This window comes from Streptomyces sp. NPDC046985 (assembly GCF_040644415.1).
In the GTDB taxonomy this organism is placed as follows: Bacteria; Actinomycetota; Actinomycetes; order Streptomycetales; family Streptomycetaceae; genus Streptomyces.
Genome location: NZ_JBEYWK010000009.1, coordinates 163487 through 179370, shown reverse-complemented (window position 1 = coordinate 179370; position 15884 = coordinate 163487). Strand labels below are relative to the sequence as shown.

The 15884-nt window shown below is 72.5% G+C and carries 14 protein-coding genes and 1 pseudogene; 7 read left to right on the top strand and 8 right to left on the bottom strand.

Annotated elements, in window-relative coordinates:
- Positions 1-172: 172 nt before the first annotated feature.
- On the top strand, positions 173-1459 hold the full coding sequence (locus ABZ861_RS14375) for an MFS transporter (protein WP_361629348.1): 1287 nt from the start codon (positions 173-175) through the stop codon (positions 1457-1459).
- Positions 1460-1639: 180 nt separating this feature from the next.
- Here ABZ861_RS14375 and ABZ861_RS14370 read toward each other — a convergent pair whose 3' ends face one another.
- A complete protein-coding gene (locus ABZ861_RS14370; protein WP_361629058.1) occupies positions 1640-2464 on the bottom strand; it encodes a maleylpyruvate isomerase family mycothiol-dependent enzyme in 825 nt (274 codons plus the stop codon).
- 217 nt (positions 2465-2681) lie between these two features.
- On the opposite strand from ABZ861_RS14370, the gene ABZ861_RS14365 reads away from it, so the two are divergent.
- Positions 2682-3500 carry a carbon-nitrogen family hydrolase gene (locus tag ABZ861_RS14365; RefSeq protein WP_361629055.1) on the top strand — a complete coding sequence of 273 codons (819 nt, stop codon included), beginning with the start codon at positions 2682-2684 and terminating at the stop codon, positions 3498-3500.
- A 97-nt stretch (positions 3501-3597) separates the two neighbouring features.
- Here ABZ861_RS14365 and ABZ861_RS14360 read toward each other — a convergent pair whose 3' ends face one another.
- On the bottom strand, positions 3598-4092 hold the full coding sequence (locus ABZ861_RS14360) for an LURP-one-related family protein (RefSeq protein WP_361629052.1): 495 nt from the start codon (positions 4090-4092) through the stop codon (positions 3598-3600).
- A 225-nt stretch (positions 4093-4317) separates the two neighbouring features.
- Here ABZ861_RS14360 and ABZ861_RS14355 point away from each other — a divergent pair, with 225 nt between their 5' ends.
- Entirely contained in the window at positions 4318-6267 is a 1950-nt protein-coding gene (locus tag ABZ861_RS14355; RefSeq protein WP_361629049.1) for an NHL domain-containing thioredoxin family protein, read from the top strand.
- Positions 6268-6308: 41 nt separating this feature from the next.
- Here ABZ861_RS14355 and ABZ861_RS14350 read toward each other — a convergent pair whose 3' ends face one another.
- The 3 genes from ABZ861_RS14350 to ABZ861_RS14340 all read right to left on the bottom strand — a co-directional run bounded on the left by ABZ861_RS14350 (position 6309) and on the right by ABZ861_RS14340 (position 10191).
- A complete protein-coding gene (locus ABZ861_RS14350; RefSeq protein WP_361629047.1) occupies positions 6309-6560 on the bottom strand; it encodes a DUF6458 family protein in 252 nt (83 codons plus the stop codon).
- 145 nt (positions 6561-6705) lie between these two features.
- Positions 6706-8010, bottom strand: coding sequence for a M18 family aminopeptidase (locus ABZ861_RS14345; protein ID WP_361629044.1), 1305 nt, complete (start codon positions 8008-8010; stop codon positions 6706-6708).
- A gap of 354 nt (positions 8011-8364) precedes the next feature.
- Positions 8365-10191: an acyl-CoA dehydrogenase gene (locus ABZ861_RS14340; protein WP_361629041.1), complete on the bottom strand. Its 1827-nt coding sequence runs from the start codon at positions 10189-10191 to the stop codon at positions 8365-8367.
- 142 nt (positions 10192-10333) lie between these two features.
- Here ABZ861_RS14340 and ABZ861_RS14335 point away from each other — a divergent pair, with 142 nt between their 5' ends.
- Together ABZ861_RS14335 and ABZ861_RS14330 are read left to right on the top strand one after the other, a co-directional pair.
- Entirely contained in the window at positions 10334-10816 is a 483-nt protein-coding gene (locus ABZ861_RS14335; RefSeq protein WP_361629038.1) for an SseB family protein, read from the top strand.
- A 210-nt stretch (positions 10817-11026) separates the two neighbouring features.
- Entirely contained in the window at positions 11027-12004 is a 978-nt protein-coding gene (locus ABZ861_RS14330; RefSeq protein ID WP_361629035.1) for a pirin family protein, read from the top strand.
- 227 nt (positions 12005-12231) lie between these two features.
- On the opposite strand, the gene ABZ861_RS14325 is transcribed toward ABZ861_RS14330, so the two are convergent.
- Both ABZ861_RS14325 and ABZ861_RS14320 read right to left on the bottom strand, forming a co-directional pair.
- Positions 12232-12699 carry an SAM-dependent methyltransferase gene (locus ABZ861_RS14325; protein ID WP_361629032.1) on the bottom strand — a complete coding sequence of 156 codons (468 nt, stop codon included), beginning with the start codon at positions 12697-12699 and terminating at the stop codon, positions 12232-12234.
- Positions 12700-12731: 32 nt separating this feature from the next.
- On the bottom strand, positions 12732-14120 hold the full coding sequence (locus tag ABZ861_RS14320; protein WP_361629029.1) for a Tat pathway signal protein: 1389 nt from the start codon (positions 14118-14120) through the stop codon (positions 12732-12734).
- A 267-nt stretch (positions 14121-14387) separates the two neighbouring features.
- Here ABZ861_RS14320 and ABZ861_RS14315 point away from each other — a divergent pair, with 267 nt between their 5' ends.
- The gene (locus tag ABZ861_RS14315; RefSeq protein ID WP_361629026.1) at positions 14388-14864 is read left to right on the top strand and encodes an ATP-binding protein; all 477 of its coding nucleotides are present in this window, start codon (positions 14388-14390) and stop codon (positions 14862-14864) included.
- Between the two features lie 107 nt (positions 14865-14971).
- Here ABZ861_RS14315 and ABZ861_RS14310 read toward each other — a convergent pair whose 3' ends face one another.
- On the bottom strand, positions 14972-15508 hold the full coding sequence (locus ABZ861_RS14310) for an ATP-binding protein (RefSeq protein ID WP_361629023.1): 537 nt from the start codon (positions 15506-15508) through the stop codon (positions 14972-14974).
- A 172-nt stretch (positions 15509-15680) separates the two neighbouring features.
- Here ABZ861_RS14310 and ABZ861_RS14305 point away from each other — a divergent pair.
- A pseudogene (locus ABZ861_RS14305) lies at positions 15681-15845 on the top strand (pirin family protein); the annotation flags it as partial.
- Positions 15846-15884 lie beyond the last annotated feature (39 nt).

Sequence of the window (15884 nt, the reverse complement as noted above, 5' to 3'; positions counted from 1 at the left end):
CGCGTCCTCCGAGCCCTCCCAGTCCTCCCACTTCTCCGAGTCCTCCGCGTCCTCGTCGTCCGGGGCGCCAGGGTCCTCGGGATCGCCGGGATCGCCGGGATCGCCGGGATCGCCGGGATCGCCGGGGCCGTCCGGCCCGTCCGGGTCATCCGGGCCGTCCGGAGCGGTCCCGCTGCTGTCCCTGCCCGGCGATCCGCCCGGCGGCCGCCGCGCCGTCGCCGTGTGGGGCATCGGCGTCGCCGTCTACTTCGTCGCCGTCGTCTTCCGCACCTCCCTGGGCGTCGCCGGTCTCGACGCGGCCGCCCGCTTCCACGTCGACGCCTCGGCGCTGTCCACCTTCTCGATCCTGCAACTGCTCGTGTACGCAGGCATGCAGATACCCGTCGGCCTCCTGGTCGACCGGCTCGGCGCCAAGAAGGTGCTGGCCATCGGGGCGGTGCTGTTCACGGCCGGACAGCTCGGCTTCGCCTTCTCGTCCTCCTACGGCGCCGCGCTCGCCTCGCGCGCGCTGCTCGGCTGCGGGGACGCCATGACGTTCATCAGCGTGCTGCGACTGGGCGCCCGCTGGTTCCCGGCCCGGCGCGGGCCGCTGGTCGCGCAGTTGTCGGGGCTCGCCGGCATGGCCGGCAACCTGGCCTCCACCCTGGTGCTGGCCCGGCTGCTGCACAGCGTGGGGTGGACCGGGGCCTTCGCGGGCAGCGCGCTGGCCGGAGTCGCGGTGCTGGCGCTGCTGCTGTTCCTGAAGGACCATCCCGAGGGCTTCGCGCCCGAGCCGCTGCCGCACCAGGGCGCCGCCGCCGTGCGCCGGCAGATCGCCGCCGCCTGGCGCGAGCCCGGCACCCGGCTGGGCATGTGGGTGCACTTCACCACCCAGTTCCCGGCCATGGTGTTCCTGCTGCTCTGGGGGATGCCGTTCCTGGTGCAGGCCCAGGGGCTGTCCCGGGCGACCGCCGGCGACCTGCTCACGCTCGTGGTGCTGTCGAACATGGCCGTCGGCCTGGTCTACGGGCAGGTCATCGCCCGCCGCCACGAAGCCCGGCTGCCGCTGGCGCTCGGCACGGCGGCGGCCACGGCGTGCCTGTGGGCCTTGACGCTGGCGTATCCGGGCGACCACGCGCCGATGTGGCTGCTGGTCGTGCTGTGCCTGGTGCTCGGCGCGTGCGGACCCGCCTCGATGATCGGCTTCGACTTCGCGCGGCCCGCCAACCCGGCGCAGCGGCAGGGGACCGCCTCCGGGATCACCAACATGGGGGGCTTCATCGCCTCGATGACCACGCTGTTCGCGATCGGCGTGCTGCTGGACGCGACGGGGGGCGACTACGCGGTCGCCTTCTGCACCGTGTTCGTCCTCCAGGCGCTCGGCGTCGGCCAGATCCTGCGGCTGCGCGGCCGGGCGGCCCGGCGGGAGCGGGAGCGGCTGGTGGCCAGCCGGGTGGAGACGGTGCACGTGCCCGCGTGACGGGGCGTACGGAAACGCGCGTGAGGGCGCGTGCGAAGGCGCCGCGAAGGAGCGTGCGGGACCGGCCGCTTGCGAGGCCGCGTGCGAGCGGGGCCGGGCGGTCCCTGCGGACGGCCGGCGAACCGTCGGCGGGAGCGGACCCGCCCACCGCCCACCGCCACCGCCCGTCGGCGCGTCCCGCTACTGGGTCACCGTGAAGTTCCGCAGGATCGCGTCCGTCAGCTCCGCGTCGCCCTCCGTCTTCACCCGGTCCGCCACGGCGTTCCGCGTCACCCGGCCGCAGGCCAGGCGGACGTAGGTCTCCCAGTCGAGGGTGAGGGTCGCCGCCGGGCCCAGCGCGGGCGCGCTCTCCAGGGTGCCGCGGCCCTGGGCGTCGACGCGGATCGTGCGCAGGAACTCCACCGGCCCGTGCACGTCGAAGACGATCGCCGAGCTGCGCGGGGCGCCCGCCTTCTCCGCGACCACGCCGGGCAGCGCCTCCAGCAGACAGTCCCGGGCCACGTGGGCGCCGGGCGAGTCCAGGTCGCCGGGGCGGCCGAGGGCCGCGCGCAGGTCCTGCTCGTGCACCCAGATGTCGAAGGCGCGGTAGCGCATGGCCTCTTCGAGGGTGATGTCCCTGCCGAGCGGCCCGCGCACCTTCGTGCCGGGGTCGCGGGAGTCGTTGCGCAACTGGCGGTTGCGGCGGATGACCGTGTACTCCAGCTCGGAGGTCATCTCCGGCGCGGTGTGGTGGCGCCGGACGTCGACCTGCATCTCCGTGTAGCGCTGGTGCTCGGTGGCGACGTGGAACAGGTCGCGGGGCAGCGAGTGGATGGGGCGCGGATCGCCGAGCGCCTCGCAGTCCATGCCGATGACGTGCGAGACCAGGTCGCGGACCGACCATCCGGGGCATGGCGTCCGCCGGTTCCACTCGCCCTCGGCCAGCGGCGTCACCAGCTCGGATATCGCCTCGACGGACTGGGACCAGGCGTCGGCGTAGGGCTGGAGAGCGGGATGCAGACTCACGGAACGGGACCCCTCGGCGGTCGGTGCACGGGCAGGTGGCGGCGGCATTGCCAGTGGGAGGCAGCGGCGGTGGGCGGCGTCCCGGACTCCCCCGGGCTCTCGCTCCGCTTCGAGCAGGGGGATCACCAAGTTACGCTGCTGCGAGGCACCCCGGCAGTGCTTTCGTGTGACGATCGTAGGCCCGTGTGGCCGACTCCCATGCCAGGACGGTGGTAGTGTGCGCGCCTCGCTGATCCAGATCTCCGTGGACGAGGACGAAACGGTCGACGCGCGGCGGCGGCGTGCGGCCGGTCTGGTGCGCGCGCAGGCGGGGGCCGACCTCGTCGTGCTGCCGGAGCTGTGGACCACCGGCGCCTTCGCCTTCGAGGCGTTCGCCGGCGCCGCCGAGCCGCTGCACGGGCCGACGTACGAGGCGATGGCCCAGGCGGCGAGCGACGCGGGCGTGTGGCTGCACGCGGGCTCGATCCCCGAACGCGCGGCGGCGGACGGCGGTTCCGCCGCGGCGGACGGCGCGCTGTACAACACCTCCCTCGTCTTCTCCCCGTCCGGCGACCTCGCCGCCGCCTACCGCAAGATCCACCGCTTCGGCTTCGACCGGGGCGAGGCCGTGCTGATGGGCGCGGGAAGCGAGCTGGTGACGGTCCGTCTGCCGGAGACGACCCTCGGACTGGCGACCTGCTACGACCTCCGCTTCCCCGAACTGTTCCGCGCTCTCGTCGACGCCGGGGCCCAGACCCTGGTGGTCCCGGCGGGCTGGCCCGAGCGGCGGCGCGAGCACTGGACGCTGCTGGCGCGGGCGCGGGCGGTGGAGGACCAGGCGATCGTTCTCGCGTGTGGAACGGCCGGCACGCACGCCGGGGTTCCCCAGGCGGGTCACTCGATCGTGGTGGACCCCTGGGGCGAGGTGCTGGCCGAGGCGGGCCCCGGCGAGGAAGTGCTCACGGTCGACTTCGACCCGGCGCGCGCGGAGACCGTGCGGGAGCAGTTCCCGGCCCTGAAGGACCGGGTCCTGGGCCTGCGCCCGCCGCTCTCCTGAACGGACCGCGCTCCCTGAGCGGACCGCCCTGTCTGAGCGGACCGCGCTCTCTGAGCGGCGCCGTTCCCTCCCGGCGGCCTCCCGGCCGCCCACGGCCTTAGTCCCCCTCCCGCTCCTTCTCCGCCAGGTGGATCACGCACACCGCCACCGCGATCATCAGCGCCGGGTCGGCGTCGTCCCGTACGACGTCGACGCCGTACGTCTCCACGACGCTCAGCCAGCGCCGGGAGATCACCGCGAGCAGCTCGCCGTCGTACTCGACGGCGAACTCCCGGTCGAGGATCTTGCCGCTGACGTCCAGCTCGGTGCCGTCCACCAGGGCGACGCGGTAGTGGTTGCGCAGCAGCGACAGCCGCTTGCGCCGGATCTTGGCCAGCGCCTCGCCGTCCCGTTCGATCACCATGGTGTCGCGCAGGGCGAGCATCTTCTGGTGGATGTCGATCAGGACCCGGCCCTGGGTGTCCTTCAGCTCGAAGGTGTCGCGCAGCCGCATGGCCTTGCCGTCGACGAGGAAGACCTTGCTGCCGTGCTCGTCCTCGATCCAGTAGTCGTCGCCGATGCCGAGGATGCGGTCGCGTACGTGGAATCTCATGCCTCACGGCTTCCCCGGCGGCGGCTGGGCGACTCCGCCGGTAGCCCGACGGGCTGAGGACGAGGACGCCCGCCGGCGCGCACAGGCGTCCACCCCCGCGCCCCGCCGCGCACCGGCCCGCGCAGCTCCGCGCCGCCGCGCCCCGCGCCCACCGGCGCGCACCCCCGCGCGCGGTCGCCCACAGGCGCGTGAACGTGCGCCCGGCGCGAGTGGCACCCTGGGTCCATGAGCGAAACGCCCCCGGCCCCCGCCCCCCGCCGCGCCCGCGTCCGTGCCCCCGAGCTGATCGGCAAGGGGGGCTGGCTGAACACGGGCGGCAGCCAGTACACCCTGGCCGACCTGCGCGGACGCATCGTGATCCTGGACTTCTGGACCTTCTGCTGCATCAACTGCCTGCATATGCTGGACGAGTTGAGGGAGCTGGAGGAGAAGCACCGGGACACGGTCGTGGTCGTCGGGGTGCACTCGCCGAAGTTCGTGCACGAGGCGGAGCACCAGGCGGTGGTCGACGCCGTGGAGCGCTACGGCGTGGAGCACCCGGTGCTCGACGACCCCGAGCTGGCCACCTGGAAGCAGTACGCGGTACGGGCCTGGCCGACGCTGGTCGTGATCGACCCCGAGGGCTACGTCGTCGCCCAGCACGCGGGCGAGGGGCACGCGCACGCCCTGGAGCGGCTGGTCGCGGAGCTGGAGGCCGAGCACGCGGCCAAGGGCACGCTGCGGCGCGGCGACGGCCCCTACGTGCCGCCGGAGCCCGAGCCGACGACCTTGCGCTTCCCCGGCAAGGCGCTGGCGCTGCCCTCCGGCGCCTTCCTGGTCAGCGACACCACCCGGCACCAGCTCGTGGAGCTGGCGGCGGACGGGGAGAGCGTGCTGCGCCGGATCGGCTCCGGGGCCCGCGGGTTCCGCGACGGCGGCGCGCGGGAGGCCGCGTTCAACGAGCCGCAGGGACTCGCGCTGCTCGACGACGGCTCGGTCGTCGTGGCCGACACCGTCAACCACGCCCTGCGCCGCCTCGACCCGGAGACCGGCGAGGTGAGCACCCTGGCGGGCACGGGCCGCCAGTGGTGGCAGGGCTCGCCGTCCTCCGGGGCGGCCCGCGAGGTCGACCTGTCCTCGCCGTGGGACGTGGCCTGGTGGCAGGGCAGGGTGTGGATCGCCATGGCGGGCGTGCACCAGCTCTGGACGTACGACCCGGCCGACGCGACGGTGGCCGTCGCCGCCGGGACCACGAACGAGGGGCTCATCGACGGACCGGGCGCGCAGGCGTGGTTCGCCCAGCCCTCCGGGCTGGCGGCCGCACCCGGACGGCTGTGGCTCGCCGACTCCGAGACCTCGGCGCTGCGCTGGGTGGAGCCGGACGGCAGCGTGCACACGGCCGTGGGCGCCGGGCTGTTCGACTTCGGCCACCGGGACGGGGACGCCGGGCAGGCCCTGCTCCAGCACCCGCTGGGCGTGACCGTGCTGCCGGACGGCTCGGTGGCCGTCAGCGACACCTACAACCACGCGCTGCGCCGCTACGACCCGGCGACCGGGGAGGTGACCACCCTCGCCACGGACCTGCGCGAGCCGAGCGACGCGGTGGTCGCGGGCGAGGACATCGTGGTGGTGGAGTCGGCCCGGCACCGGCTCACCCGGCTGCGGCTGCCCGAGGAGGCGGTGCGGGTCGAGGCGGTCGCCCACCGCACCCAGCGCGCCGCGACCGAGGTCGCCGCCGGGCGGCTCAGCCTCGACGTGATCTTCCAGGCCCCGGCGGGCCAGAAGCTCGACACCCGGTACGGCCCCTCGACCCGGCTGCTGGTCTCGGCCACGCCGCCCGAGCTGCTGCGCGCGGGCGACGGCGCGGGGACGGACCTGTCGCGCACGCTGGAGATCGACCCGGCGGTCGGCCAGGGCGTGCTGCACGTCTCCGCGATGGCGGCCTCGTGCGACGACGATCCGGCGAACGAGTACCCGGCCTGCCATGTGCACCAGCAGGACTGGGGCGTGCCGGTCCGCGTGGCCGAGGGCGGCGCGGACCGGCTGCCGCTGGTGCTAGCGGGCCTCGACGAGGCGCCGACCGAGGCGTCGGATGAAGCGCCGACTGAGGCGCTAGCCGGGGCGCCGGACGAGACGCTGAGCGACGCGTCGGATGAGGGGACGGCCGCGGAGGCGGACGCGGGGACGCACGCCTGACTCCGCCGGCGCCGGCCCCGCGGGACGGGGCCGGCGGGTGCTCACAAGCCGTATCCGTCGCTGTAGCCGTCGCGCGTGTGGTGGTGCCGCTCCTCCTCGACGACCGTGGTCGTGGGGGGCACCACCACGCGGCGGCGCCGGGCGATGCTGCTGAACGCCGTGACGCCGATCAGGCCGACGAGCATCAGGATGACGCCGACGAGGTCGAGGTTGACGCCCTGCATGTGCCAGTCGGTCGCGAACGTGAGAATGGCTCCCACGGCGATGAGGATGATGCATCCGCCGAGGCCCATGACTGTCGCCTCCTAGTCCGGTCTCAGGTCCCGTGGTTCCGGCCTGTTCCGGTCCCTTCCGGTCAACTCCGGGTACCCACAAGTCGGATGGGCATGCGAAGTCCGGTCGTCATCCGTCGCGCGGAGAACGGCGGGAGGGCGCCTGTCAGCCTTCCAGGAACGCTGACAGGGCGTTCGCCAGCAGGAACGGGTCGTCGGCGGCGCACAGTTCGCGGGCGCTGTGCATGGACAGGATGGCCACGCCCACGTCGACCGTGCGGATGCCGTGCCGGGCGGCGGTGATCGGGCCGATGGTGGTGCCGCACGGCATCGCGTTGTGCGAGACGAAGGACTGGAACGGCACGCCCGCCTTCTCGCAGGCCGCCGCGAACACCGCGCGGCCCGAACCGTCGGTCGCGTAGCGGTTGTTGACGTTCACCTTGAGGATCGGGCCGCCCCCGGCGCGCGGCCGGTGGGTCGGGTCGTGCCGCTCGGCGTAGTTGGGGTGCACGGCGTGGCCGGTGTCGGAGGACAGGCAGATCGTGCCGGCGAAGGCGCGCGCCCGGTCCTCGTAGGACCCTCCGCGGGCGAACACCGAGCGCTCCAGCACCCCGCCGAGCAGCGGGCCGTCCGCGCCGGTGTCGGACTGGGAGCCGTTCTCCTCGTGGTCGAAGGCGGCCAGCACGGGGACGCAGTCGAGGCGCGCGGCGCCGTCCGCGCTCGCCACGGCCGCCAGCGCCGCCGTCCCGGCGTGCACGGAGAGCAGGTTGTCCATCCGCGGACCGGCCAGCAGCTCGCGGTCGCGGCCCAGGTAGGCGGGCGGCTCCACGGAGTGGACCATGAGGTCCCAGCCGGCGGCCTCGCCGGCCGCGAGGCCCGCCTCCTGCTCCAGGAAGGCGATCAGGTCGCCGTCGCGGACGTCGTCGCCCAGGCCCCACACCGGCTGGAGGTGCCGCTGCTTGTCGAGCTTGAGGCCCTCGGTGGAGACCGAGCGGTCCAGGTGGATCGCGAGCTGGGGCACCCGCAGCAGGGGCCGGTCGACGTTCACCAGGCGGGTGGAGCCGTCCCGGAGGGTGAGCCGGCCGGACAGGCCCAGGTCGCGGTCGAGCCAGGAGTTCAGCAGCGGGCCGCCGTAGATCTCCACGGCGACCTGGCGCCAGCCCTGCGCCCCGGTGTCGGGCAGCGGCTTGACGCGCAGGTTCGGCGAGTCGGTGTGGGCGCCCACGATGCGGAACGGGGTGTGCGGCGCGGCGCCCTCGGGGACGTACCACGCGATGATCGCCCCGCCGCGCAGCACGTACTTGCCGCCGCTCGTGCCGTCCCACGCGTCCGTCTCGGCGACCTGGCGGAAGCCGGCCTTCTCCAGCCGCTCGGCCGCGTTCGCCACGGCGTGGTACGGCGACGGGCTCGCCGCCAGGAAGGGCATCAGATCGTCGGTGTGGCCGCGGTCGAAGCGCTGGCTTGTACTCATGGGTTCACCTTAACGACGGACGAGGGTCCGCTCCTCGTGGCGGAAGCGGACCCTCGTGAGCGCGGTGCGGCGCGCGGACCAGCGGCGGACCGGCGCCGCCTGTGCGGCGGACCGGTCTCAGACCGGCGCCGGGCCCGGGGGCGGACGAGCCGCGGTCCGGCGCGGCCCTGGCGGCAGGCGAGCCGCGGTCCGGCGCGGCCCCGGCGGCAGGCGAGCCGCGATCCGGCGCCGCCTTGGCGGCAGACCCGCGCCGCCCTGCCAGCAGGCCCGCGCCGCCCGGCGGCGGACGAGCCGCGGACCGGCACCGGGCCCCGGCGGCGAACTCAAAGGCGTCCGCCGGGCCCGCTGGGCGGACTAGAAGGCGGCCTCGTCCAGCTCCATCAGGTCCAGCTCGACCGCGCCGGACAGCTTGCGGGCCAGGGTGACGCCCGGCAGGACGGTGGCCGCGAAGAACTTCGCCGCCACGATCTTGCCCTGGTAGAACGCCCGGTCCTTGGCGGAGGCGGTCTCCAGCTTCTCCGCGGCGACCGCGGCGCCCTTGAGCAGCAGGTAGCCGACGACGACGTCGCCGGAGGCCAGCAGCAGGCGGGTGGTGTTCAGGCCCACCTTGTAGATGTTCTTCACGTCCTGCTCGGTGGCCGCGAGGTCGGTCAGCATCACGCCGACGATCGCCTCCAGCTCGACGGCCGCCTTGGCCAGGTGCTCGCGGGCGCCGGCCAGCTCCTCGCCGCCGGTGGCGAGCGCCAGGAACGTCTTGATGTCCTCGGCGAGCCCGTTGAGCGCGGCGCCCTGGTTGCGGACGATCTTCCGGAAGAAGAAGTCCTGGCCCTGGATGGCGGTGGTGCCCTCGTACAGGGTGTCGATCTTGGCGTCGCGGATGTACTGCTCGATCGGGTACTCCTGGAGGAACCCGGAGCCGCCGAAGGTCTGGAGCGACTGGGCGAGCTGCTCGTAGCCCTTCTCCGAGCCGTAGCCCTTGACGATGGGCAGGAGCAGGTCGTTCAGCGCGTGCTCGGTCGCGGCGTCCTCGCCGGTCGCCTCCTTGACCGCGATGACGTCCTGGACGGAGGCGGTGTAGAGCACGAGGGCGCGCATGCCCTCGGCGTACGCCTTCTGCGTCATGAGCGAGCGGCGCACGTCGGGGTGGTGGGTGACGGTGACCTTGGGCGCGGTCTTGTCCATGAAGTTCGCCAGGTCGGGGCCCTGGACGCGCTCCTTGGCGTACTCCAGCGCGTTGAGGTAGCCGGTGGAGAGGGTGGAGATCGCCTTCGTGCCGACCATCATGCGGGCGAACTCGATGATGCGGAACATCTGGCGGATGCCGTCGTGCCGGTCGCCGATCAGCCAGCCCTTGGCGGGGTGGCGGTCGCCGAAGGTCATCTCGCAGGTGTTGGACGCCTTCAGGCCCATCTTGTGCTCGACGTTGGTGGCGTAGACGCCGTTGCGCTCGCCCAGCTCGCCGGTCTCGAAGTCGAACAGGTACTTCGGGACGAGGAAGAGGGACAGGCCCTTGGTGCCGGGGCCGGCGCCCTCGGGGCGGGCGAGGACGTAGTGGAGGATGTTCTCCTCCATGTCGTGCTCACCGGAGGTGATGAAGCGCTTCACGCCCTCGATGTGCCAGGAGCCGTCCTCCTGCTGGACGGCCTTGGTGCGGCCGGCGCCCACGTCGGAGCCCGCGTCGGGCTCGGTGAGCACCATGGTGGAGCCCCAGGTCCGCTCGACCGCGATCTTCGCGAGCGCCTTCTGCTGCTCGGTGCCCTCCTCGAAGAGGATGCGGGCGAACGCCGGGCCGGAGGAGTACATCCAGATCGCCGGGTTGGCGCCGAGGACCAGCTCGGCGTACGCCCAGATCAGGGACGGCGGGGCGTTGGTGCCGCCGATCTCCTCGGGCAGGCCGAGCCGCCAGTACTCGGAGTCCATGAAGGCCCGGTAGCTCTTCTTGAAGGACGCGGGAACCGGCGCGGTGTTGGTCTCCGGGTCGAAGACCGGCGGGTTGCGGTCGGCGTCGGCGAAGGACTCCGCCAGCTCGTTCTCCGAGAGGCGGGTCAGCTCGTCCAGGACGCTCTTGGCGGTCTCGACGTCCATCTCCTCGAACGGGCCCGTGCCGTACAGCTTGTCGCGCCCGAGCACCTCGAAGAGGTTGAACTCGATGTCGCGGAGATTCGACTTGTAGTGCCCCATGGCGACGGCTCCGTAAAGGATTCGGCGAGGCACTGGCTCCTCGCTCCGGTTCAGCTTCCAGCTAGCGCCATCGATGATGCTACCCGTCGGTAATAAGAAGCAACCCCGATCGGGTCATCTGTGACTCAGTACTCTTGCGGGCATGTACGGATACGGCCAGACGATGGACGGCGGCGCCGCGCAGCAGGGCTACGTCCCCCCGCAGCAGCAGATGCCCGGGGGCGTCGGCGGATACGGCCAGCAGGCCCCGCTGTACCCGGAGCCGTCCCCGCCCTCGCTGGCCGACGCGGTGCGCGCCTTCACCACCGGACAGATGGCCGCGGAGGACTTCCAGCAGGTCTTCGCGACCAGCAAGGTGTACTGCCCGCGCGGCGACACCCCGGGCTTTCTGGCGCTGCACAACACCCAGCAGCCGGTGATCCCCATGTTCACCTCGCTCAAGGAGCTGCGCCGGTACGCCGGCAAGGAGTCGAAGTACTTCGTGATCACCGGCGCCGAGGTGATCGACCTGCTGCCCACCGGGTACGGCTTCGTGGTCGACATGGAGGGCGAGCACCGGATGGTGTTCGACGCCAAGGCGGTCGAGCAGATGGTCGACTTCGCGATGCGGCGGATGTACGGCTGACGCGGCGAGCGTATGACTGACGCGGCAGACGCATGACTGACGCGGCAGACGCATGACTGACGCGGCAGACGTGTGACTGGCGCGGCGGGTGCGCGGGCGGCGCGCGTCGCCCGGTTCCGGGGCCCGGAGGGAATTTCCTCCGGGCCTCGCGCATGGGTGCTGGCGAAAAGTTGAATCCTCAACTAGAGTGCTCGCACAAGGAGGCCCAACATGCCCGCAGTGACCGTAGAGAACCCGCTGACGCTCCCCCGAGTGGCGGCGCCCGCCGACGCCTCGGCCCGGCCCGTGCTCACCGTGACGACCGCGCCGAGCGGGTACGAGGGTGAGGGCTTCCCGGTCCGCCGCGCGTTCGCGGGGATCAACTACCGGCACCTGGACCCGTTCATCATGATGGACCAGATGGGCGAGGTGGAGTACGCGCCGGGCGAGCCCAAGGGCACCCCCTGGCACCCGCACCGCGGCTTCGAGACCGTCACCTACATCATCGACGGGACCTTCGACCACCAGGACTCCCACGGCGGCGGCGGCACCATCACCAACGGCGACACCCAGTGGATGACGGCGGGCTCGGGCCTGCTGCACATCGAGGCGCCGCCGGAGTCCCTCGTCCTGTCCGGCGGCCTCTTCCACGGCCTCCAGCTCTGGGTGAACCTGCCGGCCAAGGACAAGATGATGGCCCCCAAGTACCAGGACCTGCGCAGCGGCAGCGTGGCCCTGCTGACCTCGCCGGACGGCGGCGCGCTGATCCGCGTGATCGCGGGCGAGCTGGACGGCCACCAGGGCCCCGGCGCGACGCACACCCCGATCACGATGATCCACGCGACCCTCGCGCCGGGCGCCGAGCTGACCCTGCCGTGGCGGCAGGACTTCAACGGCCTGGCGTACGTGCTGGCGGGCAAGGGCTCGGTCGGAACGGAGCGCCGCCCGGTCCGCACCGGCCAGACGGCGGTCTTCGGCGCGGGCTCGTCCCTGACCGTCCGCGCGGACGAGCAGCAGGACGCCCACACCCCCGACCTGGAGGTCGTCCTCCTGGGCGGCCAGCCCATCCGCGAACCGATGGCCCACTACGGCCCGTTCGTGATGAACACCCGCCAAGAGCTGCAACAGGCTTTCGAGGACTTCCAGAAGGGCCGACTGGGCTCGATCCCGGCGGTGCACGGGATGTCGGCGAAGGGCCCGCAGGACTGACCGGCCGGCGGCACTGACCGGACGACCGGACACTCGGACATGGCCGGGTCGGCGACCGGCGGGACACTCGCCCGTCGCGCTGGCCCGGCCGTCGTCGTTTGCTGCCGGAGCGCCACCGATCACGGTCGGTCGCGCTCCGGTCGGGACGGCGTTCAGTGCCGCTGACCGCTACTGCGGTGGCATGACCAGAACGGGACGTGCCACTCCGTCTGACCACGTCCTACCGGTCATCGCGTCTCCCAGTACTCCGCCAGCATCTCCGTCGGCCACTCCGGTTCCCGCACCTCCCCCTGCGGCCCCATCTCCCGGAAGTACGGCCCGACGTCGTAGACCGGCGTGCCGTCCACCGCGTCCAGGCCGGTGACGTGGAGGTCGAGCCCGTCCACCCGGAGCAACCGGGGGAAGCTGGTGGCCAGTTGGTTTGGCCGGCGGTGGTTGCGGTGGGCGAAGGCGCCGCTGGGGGCCCAGCGGGGATCGTTGCGAGGGCTGCGGGCGTGCAGGGCTACGTCGTCAGGGGAGGACTTGCTGAAGTGCCAGACGACGAGGAGGTGGGAGAACTCCTCCAGGCCCTGAACCGCTTCGGCGGGGAAGGCGGGGTCAAGGCGGATGGCGGACTCGACTCCGCCCCAGTAGTCGTCGGCGACTTCGGTCCGGCCGCCGACGACGACGCCGATGGGTTCGATGTGCAGGGTCACGAGACGCTCCCTCGTCTTCGGGTGGGCCGTGATCAATCTACGGCGCGCAAGTAGCCGGCCGCCCTGGCTTCCAGCTCGACGGCGGCCGGGATGCCTCGGCGCCGGTAGGGGGAGAGAAGGGAGCGCATCTCTTCGACGCGCTGCCGGGCCCGGCCCGAGTAGATGCCCTCCTCCATGGCGTCGAGTGCCTTGCCCCAGGTGGCGCAGGCTTCTTCGACGCTGCCCGTGGAGACCTGGGCAGCGCCCAGGTAGCCCAGGGTCACGGCGTGGGTGCGGCGGAAGGCCGGCCCGCGCTTGCGGACGCTGCGCTCGAACTGGCTGATCGCACCCTTCGGGTCGTTGAGGTCCCGCAGGGCACAAGCCGTCTCATGGGACAGGGAGGCGGCTCCGAAGAAGAAAGTGCGGGAGGGTTCTTCGACGCCGTCGTGGGCGTTGCCGAGGTCGTCCTCGGCTCGGAGGAGGGCGGCGGACGCCTCCTGGGGGTGGCCGGTGGCGGCGAGGCAGCGGGCGTGGACGACGCCGAGGAGGGCGCGTTCGCGTGGCGTGGCGGACAGGTACCGCTGGCCGTGCGTCGACGCGGTAGAGAGTTCCAGAGCCTTCTGGGGCAGCCGCATGTCGAGGGCCTGGTGGGCCATCGCGCGCAGGATGTGGCCGGAGAGCGGTGCGTCGGCGGCGGTCGCCGCCATCTTCAGGCCGAGCGCGAAGTACGGGACGGCGATGTCGTGGAGGCCGTTGTCGAAGGCCATCCAGCCGCTCAGGTAGGAGGCTTCGGCCGCGGCGGAGAACATGTCGCGGCGGACCGCCTCCGAAGGGAAGCGGCCGACGAGGCAGCGGCTGACCTCCGTGCTCAGGTACTCGACGAGGGCAGTGCGCCCGTGGCCGCCGCCACGGCGTTGGTCCATGCCGGAGAAGGCGAGGGTCATCTCACGGACGTTCTCGACGTCTCCCTGGCCCACCCGTTTCGCGGCCGGTGACGCCTCGGCGGCCGGATGCCGGGCCATCTCGGTCCACCACGTCTCGGCGGGGACGGTGAGGGCGGCGGCCGAGTAGACGCCGCCGCGCAGAAGTCTCCGTCGGCTCGAGTCCAAGTCGGTGCTCCCCAGGTCGGTCAACGTGGTCAGCGGGTCGACGCGCCAGTCCAAGGCTCCTCGGACCGGCGAGTCGGGCGTCGTGAACCCGGCCTCGGCGGGGGTGACGACGCGGTGCAGACGGCGGGACAGCGCCTCGCACACGATTATGGGGGAATGGCCGGAAGGCACATGGCCGCTCACCCAGTGCTGGACGTGCTGACGGGTCACGTGGCAGTGGCCGGCCAAGCCGTTCTCGTGCGCGACGCGGACGAACGCGCTCGCCGCCTGTGCCCGTGACCAGCCGGCTTCCGCGAGCAGGGCCTCGAACTTCGTGTTCCGCCTGGGTGTCATATCGCGGTCCCCGCTCACCGGCGATCTCGTGTCAGGTTCGTCGGCCTCGCCCACGCACGGTGCGGAGTCGGTCGCTCACGACAACGTAAGGCGGACGAGGCCCCGCGTTCCATCGAACTGGTCGAAGTTCACCGGCCCTTGTTGTCACACGAGCGCGGTCGATCTTGAGGCGGCTTTGGCAGGCCGCAGCCCGGCGGCTGCTGTCCGGGACCGCTCTGGAGGGGTTGTCTGGTTCCGCCGACCCTTCCCGGATCAGGGGGTATTTCCATGTCCACCACGCCACTCGTCTCGGCGTGCCTTCGTGGCTGCTCCGCCGACGAGTTCCTTCTGGCCGAGACGCTTCACCTCGTAGGTGAGCCGACGCAACAGTCAGGACAGCCGGAGGACCTGAGCTTCGTCGGGCGGATGCGTCGCCTCGCGAGGGCTCGCCTGATCTCGGCTGGCCTCGCCGGTCTTGCCGACGACGCGGAACTCGTCGTCTCCGAGCTGGTCACCAACGCCGTGGTGCACAGCGGCGGGAGCGAGGTCACGCTGACTCTGCGACTTCACGAGTCGCATCTGGAGATCTGGGTGCACGACGGCGTGGCCGGAGACCACCACCCGGTGCGCCCGGCAGTGGAGGCATACGACGAGGGCGGCCGGGGCCTTCATCTGGTGGCCGCCGTCGCGGCCTGTCACGGCGGTTCCTGGGGCCTTGGGGACCAGGGGGCCACCACCTGGTGCCGACTGGCGGTGGCGACGTGAGGGGCCTGGGCGGGGCGGCCTGGTACTGCGCTGCCCGTGCCGCGTCCCCAGGCGGCGCGGGCGACACGGCTGGTGATTACCTGGCGGCCACCGACCTCAAGGGACGGTCAGAGCCAGTCGGGCTCGATGATCTCCTCGCCCTCGTCCTCGGGCGGTTCGAACCGGGCGTAGAAATCGTCAAGCGCCGACTCCGTGACGGTCAGCGCGTTGGCGTCCTCACGCAGGTTGCGCTCCTGAAGACGCGGCAGCAACTCGGCCCGCTCGACAGGGAAGTACACCATGTGCGGCCGCCCGCCCGCCTCTTCGACGAGCTTCTTCCACTCCTGGCGGGCCGAACGCAGCCACAGGCCGTGGTCCAGTACGACGTTCCGGCCTGCTTCAACCAGTTCCACCAGGCGCTCACGGACCTCGGCGACCACCGGCGCCTCCAGGGCGAAGTAGTCCCGCTCCGGATAGTCCACGCCATAGCTGCCGTGCCGGGCGTGAACCAGTTCGTCCACCGACAGCCGCACCGCTCCGGCCGGCTCCAGCCGCCGCCGGGCGTACGTGGTCTTGCCCGACCCGGTCAGCCCGACCAGCAGATACACCACCGGCTCGGTCTCCCGACCGCGGTCAGCAGCCCGGCTGGGCTCCACCGCCTTCACCCGCGCTCCCTCCTCGCGCTCTGCGGATTGCTCCCGGAGCCCAGCCTGTCACCCTTCCGCCCGCGGTGCGGGCGAACGGCCGTGCCGCGCCCCGGGGAGATCTGCCGTGATTCCACCGTTCACGCTCATCCCCCTGTGTGCGTACGTGCGGCGTGCGCCCGGCTGTCTCGGCAGGACGATGGCCCCCAAGTACCAGGACCTGCGCAGCGGCAGCGTGGCCCTGCGGACCTCGCTGGACGGCGGCGCGTTGATCCGCGTGATCGCGGGTGAGCCGGGCGGCCACCAGGGGCCCGGCGCCACGCATACGCCGATCACGGTGATCCGCGCGACCCTGGCGTCCCGGTCACCCGGGCGGCTCGTTCTGGCGGGACAGGGT

What these genes read in the sequence shown, in the direction of transcription:
- ABZ861_RS14345 (WP_361629044.1), bottom strand. Translation starts at nt 8,010, where the DNA reads ATGAGTACAAGCCAGCGCTTCGACCGCGGCCACACCGACGATCTGATG.
- ABZ861_RS14315 (WP_361629026.1), top strand. Translation starts at nt 14,388, where the DNA reads ATGTCCACCACGCCACTCGTCTCGGCGTGCCTTCGTGGCTGCTCCGCC.
- ABZ861_RS14350 (WP_361629047.1), bottom strand. Translation starts at nt 6,560, where the DNA reads ATGGGCCTCGGCGGATGCATCATCCTCATCGCCGTGGGAGCCATTCTC.
- ABZ861_RS14335 (WP_361629038.1), top strand. Translation starts at nt 10,334, where the DNA reads ATGTACGGATACGGCCAGACGATGGACGGCGGCGCCGCGCAGCAGGGC.
- ABZ861_RS14360 (WP_361629052.1), bottom strand. Translation starts at nt 4,092, where the DNA reads ATGAGATTCCACGTACGCGACCGCATCCTCGGCATCGGCGACGACTAC.
- ABZ861_RS14320 (WP_361629029.1), bottom strand. Translation starts at nt 14,120, where the DNA reads ATGACACCCAGGCGGAACACGAAGTTCGAGGCCCTGCTCGCGGAAGCC.
- ABZ861_RS14355 (WP_361629049.1), top strand. Translation starts at nt 4,318, where the DNA reads ATGAGCGAAACGCCCCCGGCCCCCGCCCCCCGCCGCGCCCGCGTCCGT.
- ABZ861_RS14340 (WP_361629041.1), bottom strand. Translation starts at nt 10,191, where the DNA reads ATGGGGCACTACAAGTCGAATCTCCGCGACATCGAGTTCAACCTCTTC.
- ABZ861_RS14330 (WP_361629035.1), top strand. Translation starts at nt 11,027, where the DNA reads ATGCCCGCAGTGACCGTAGAGAACCCGCTGACGCTCCCCCGAGTGGCG.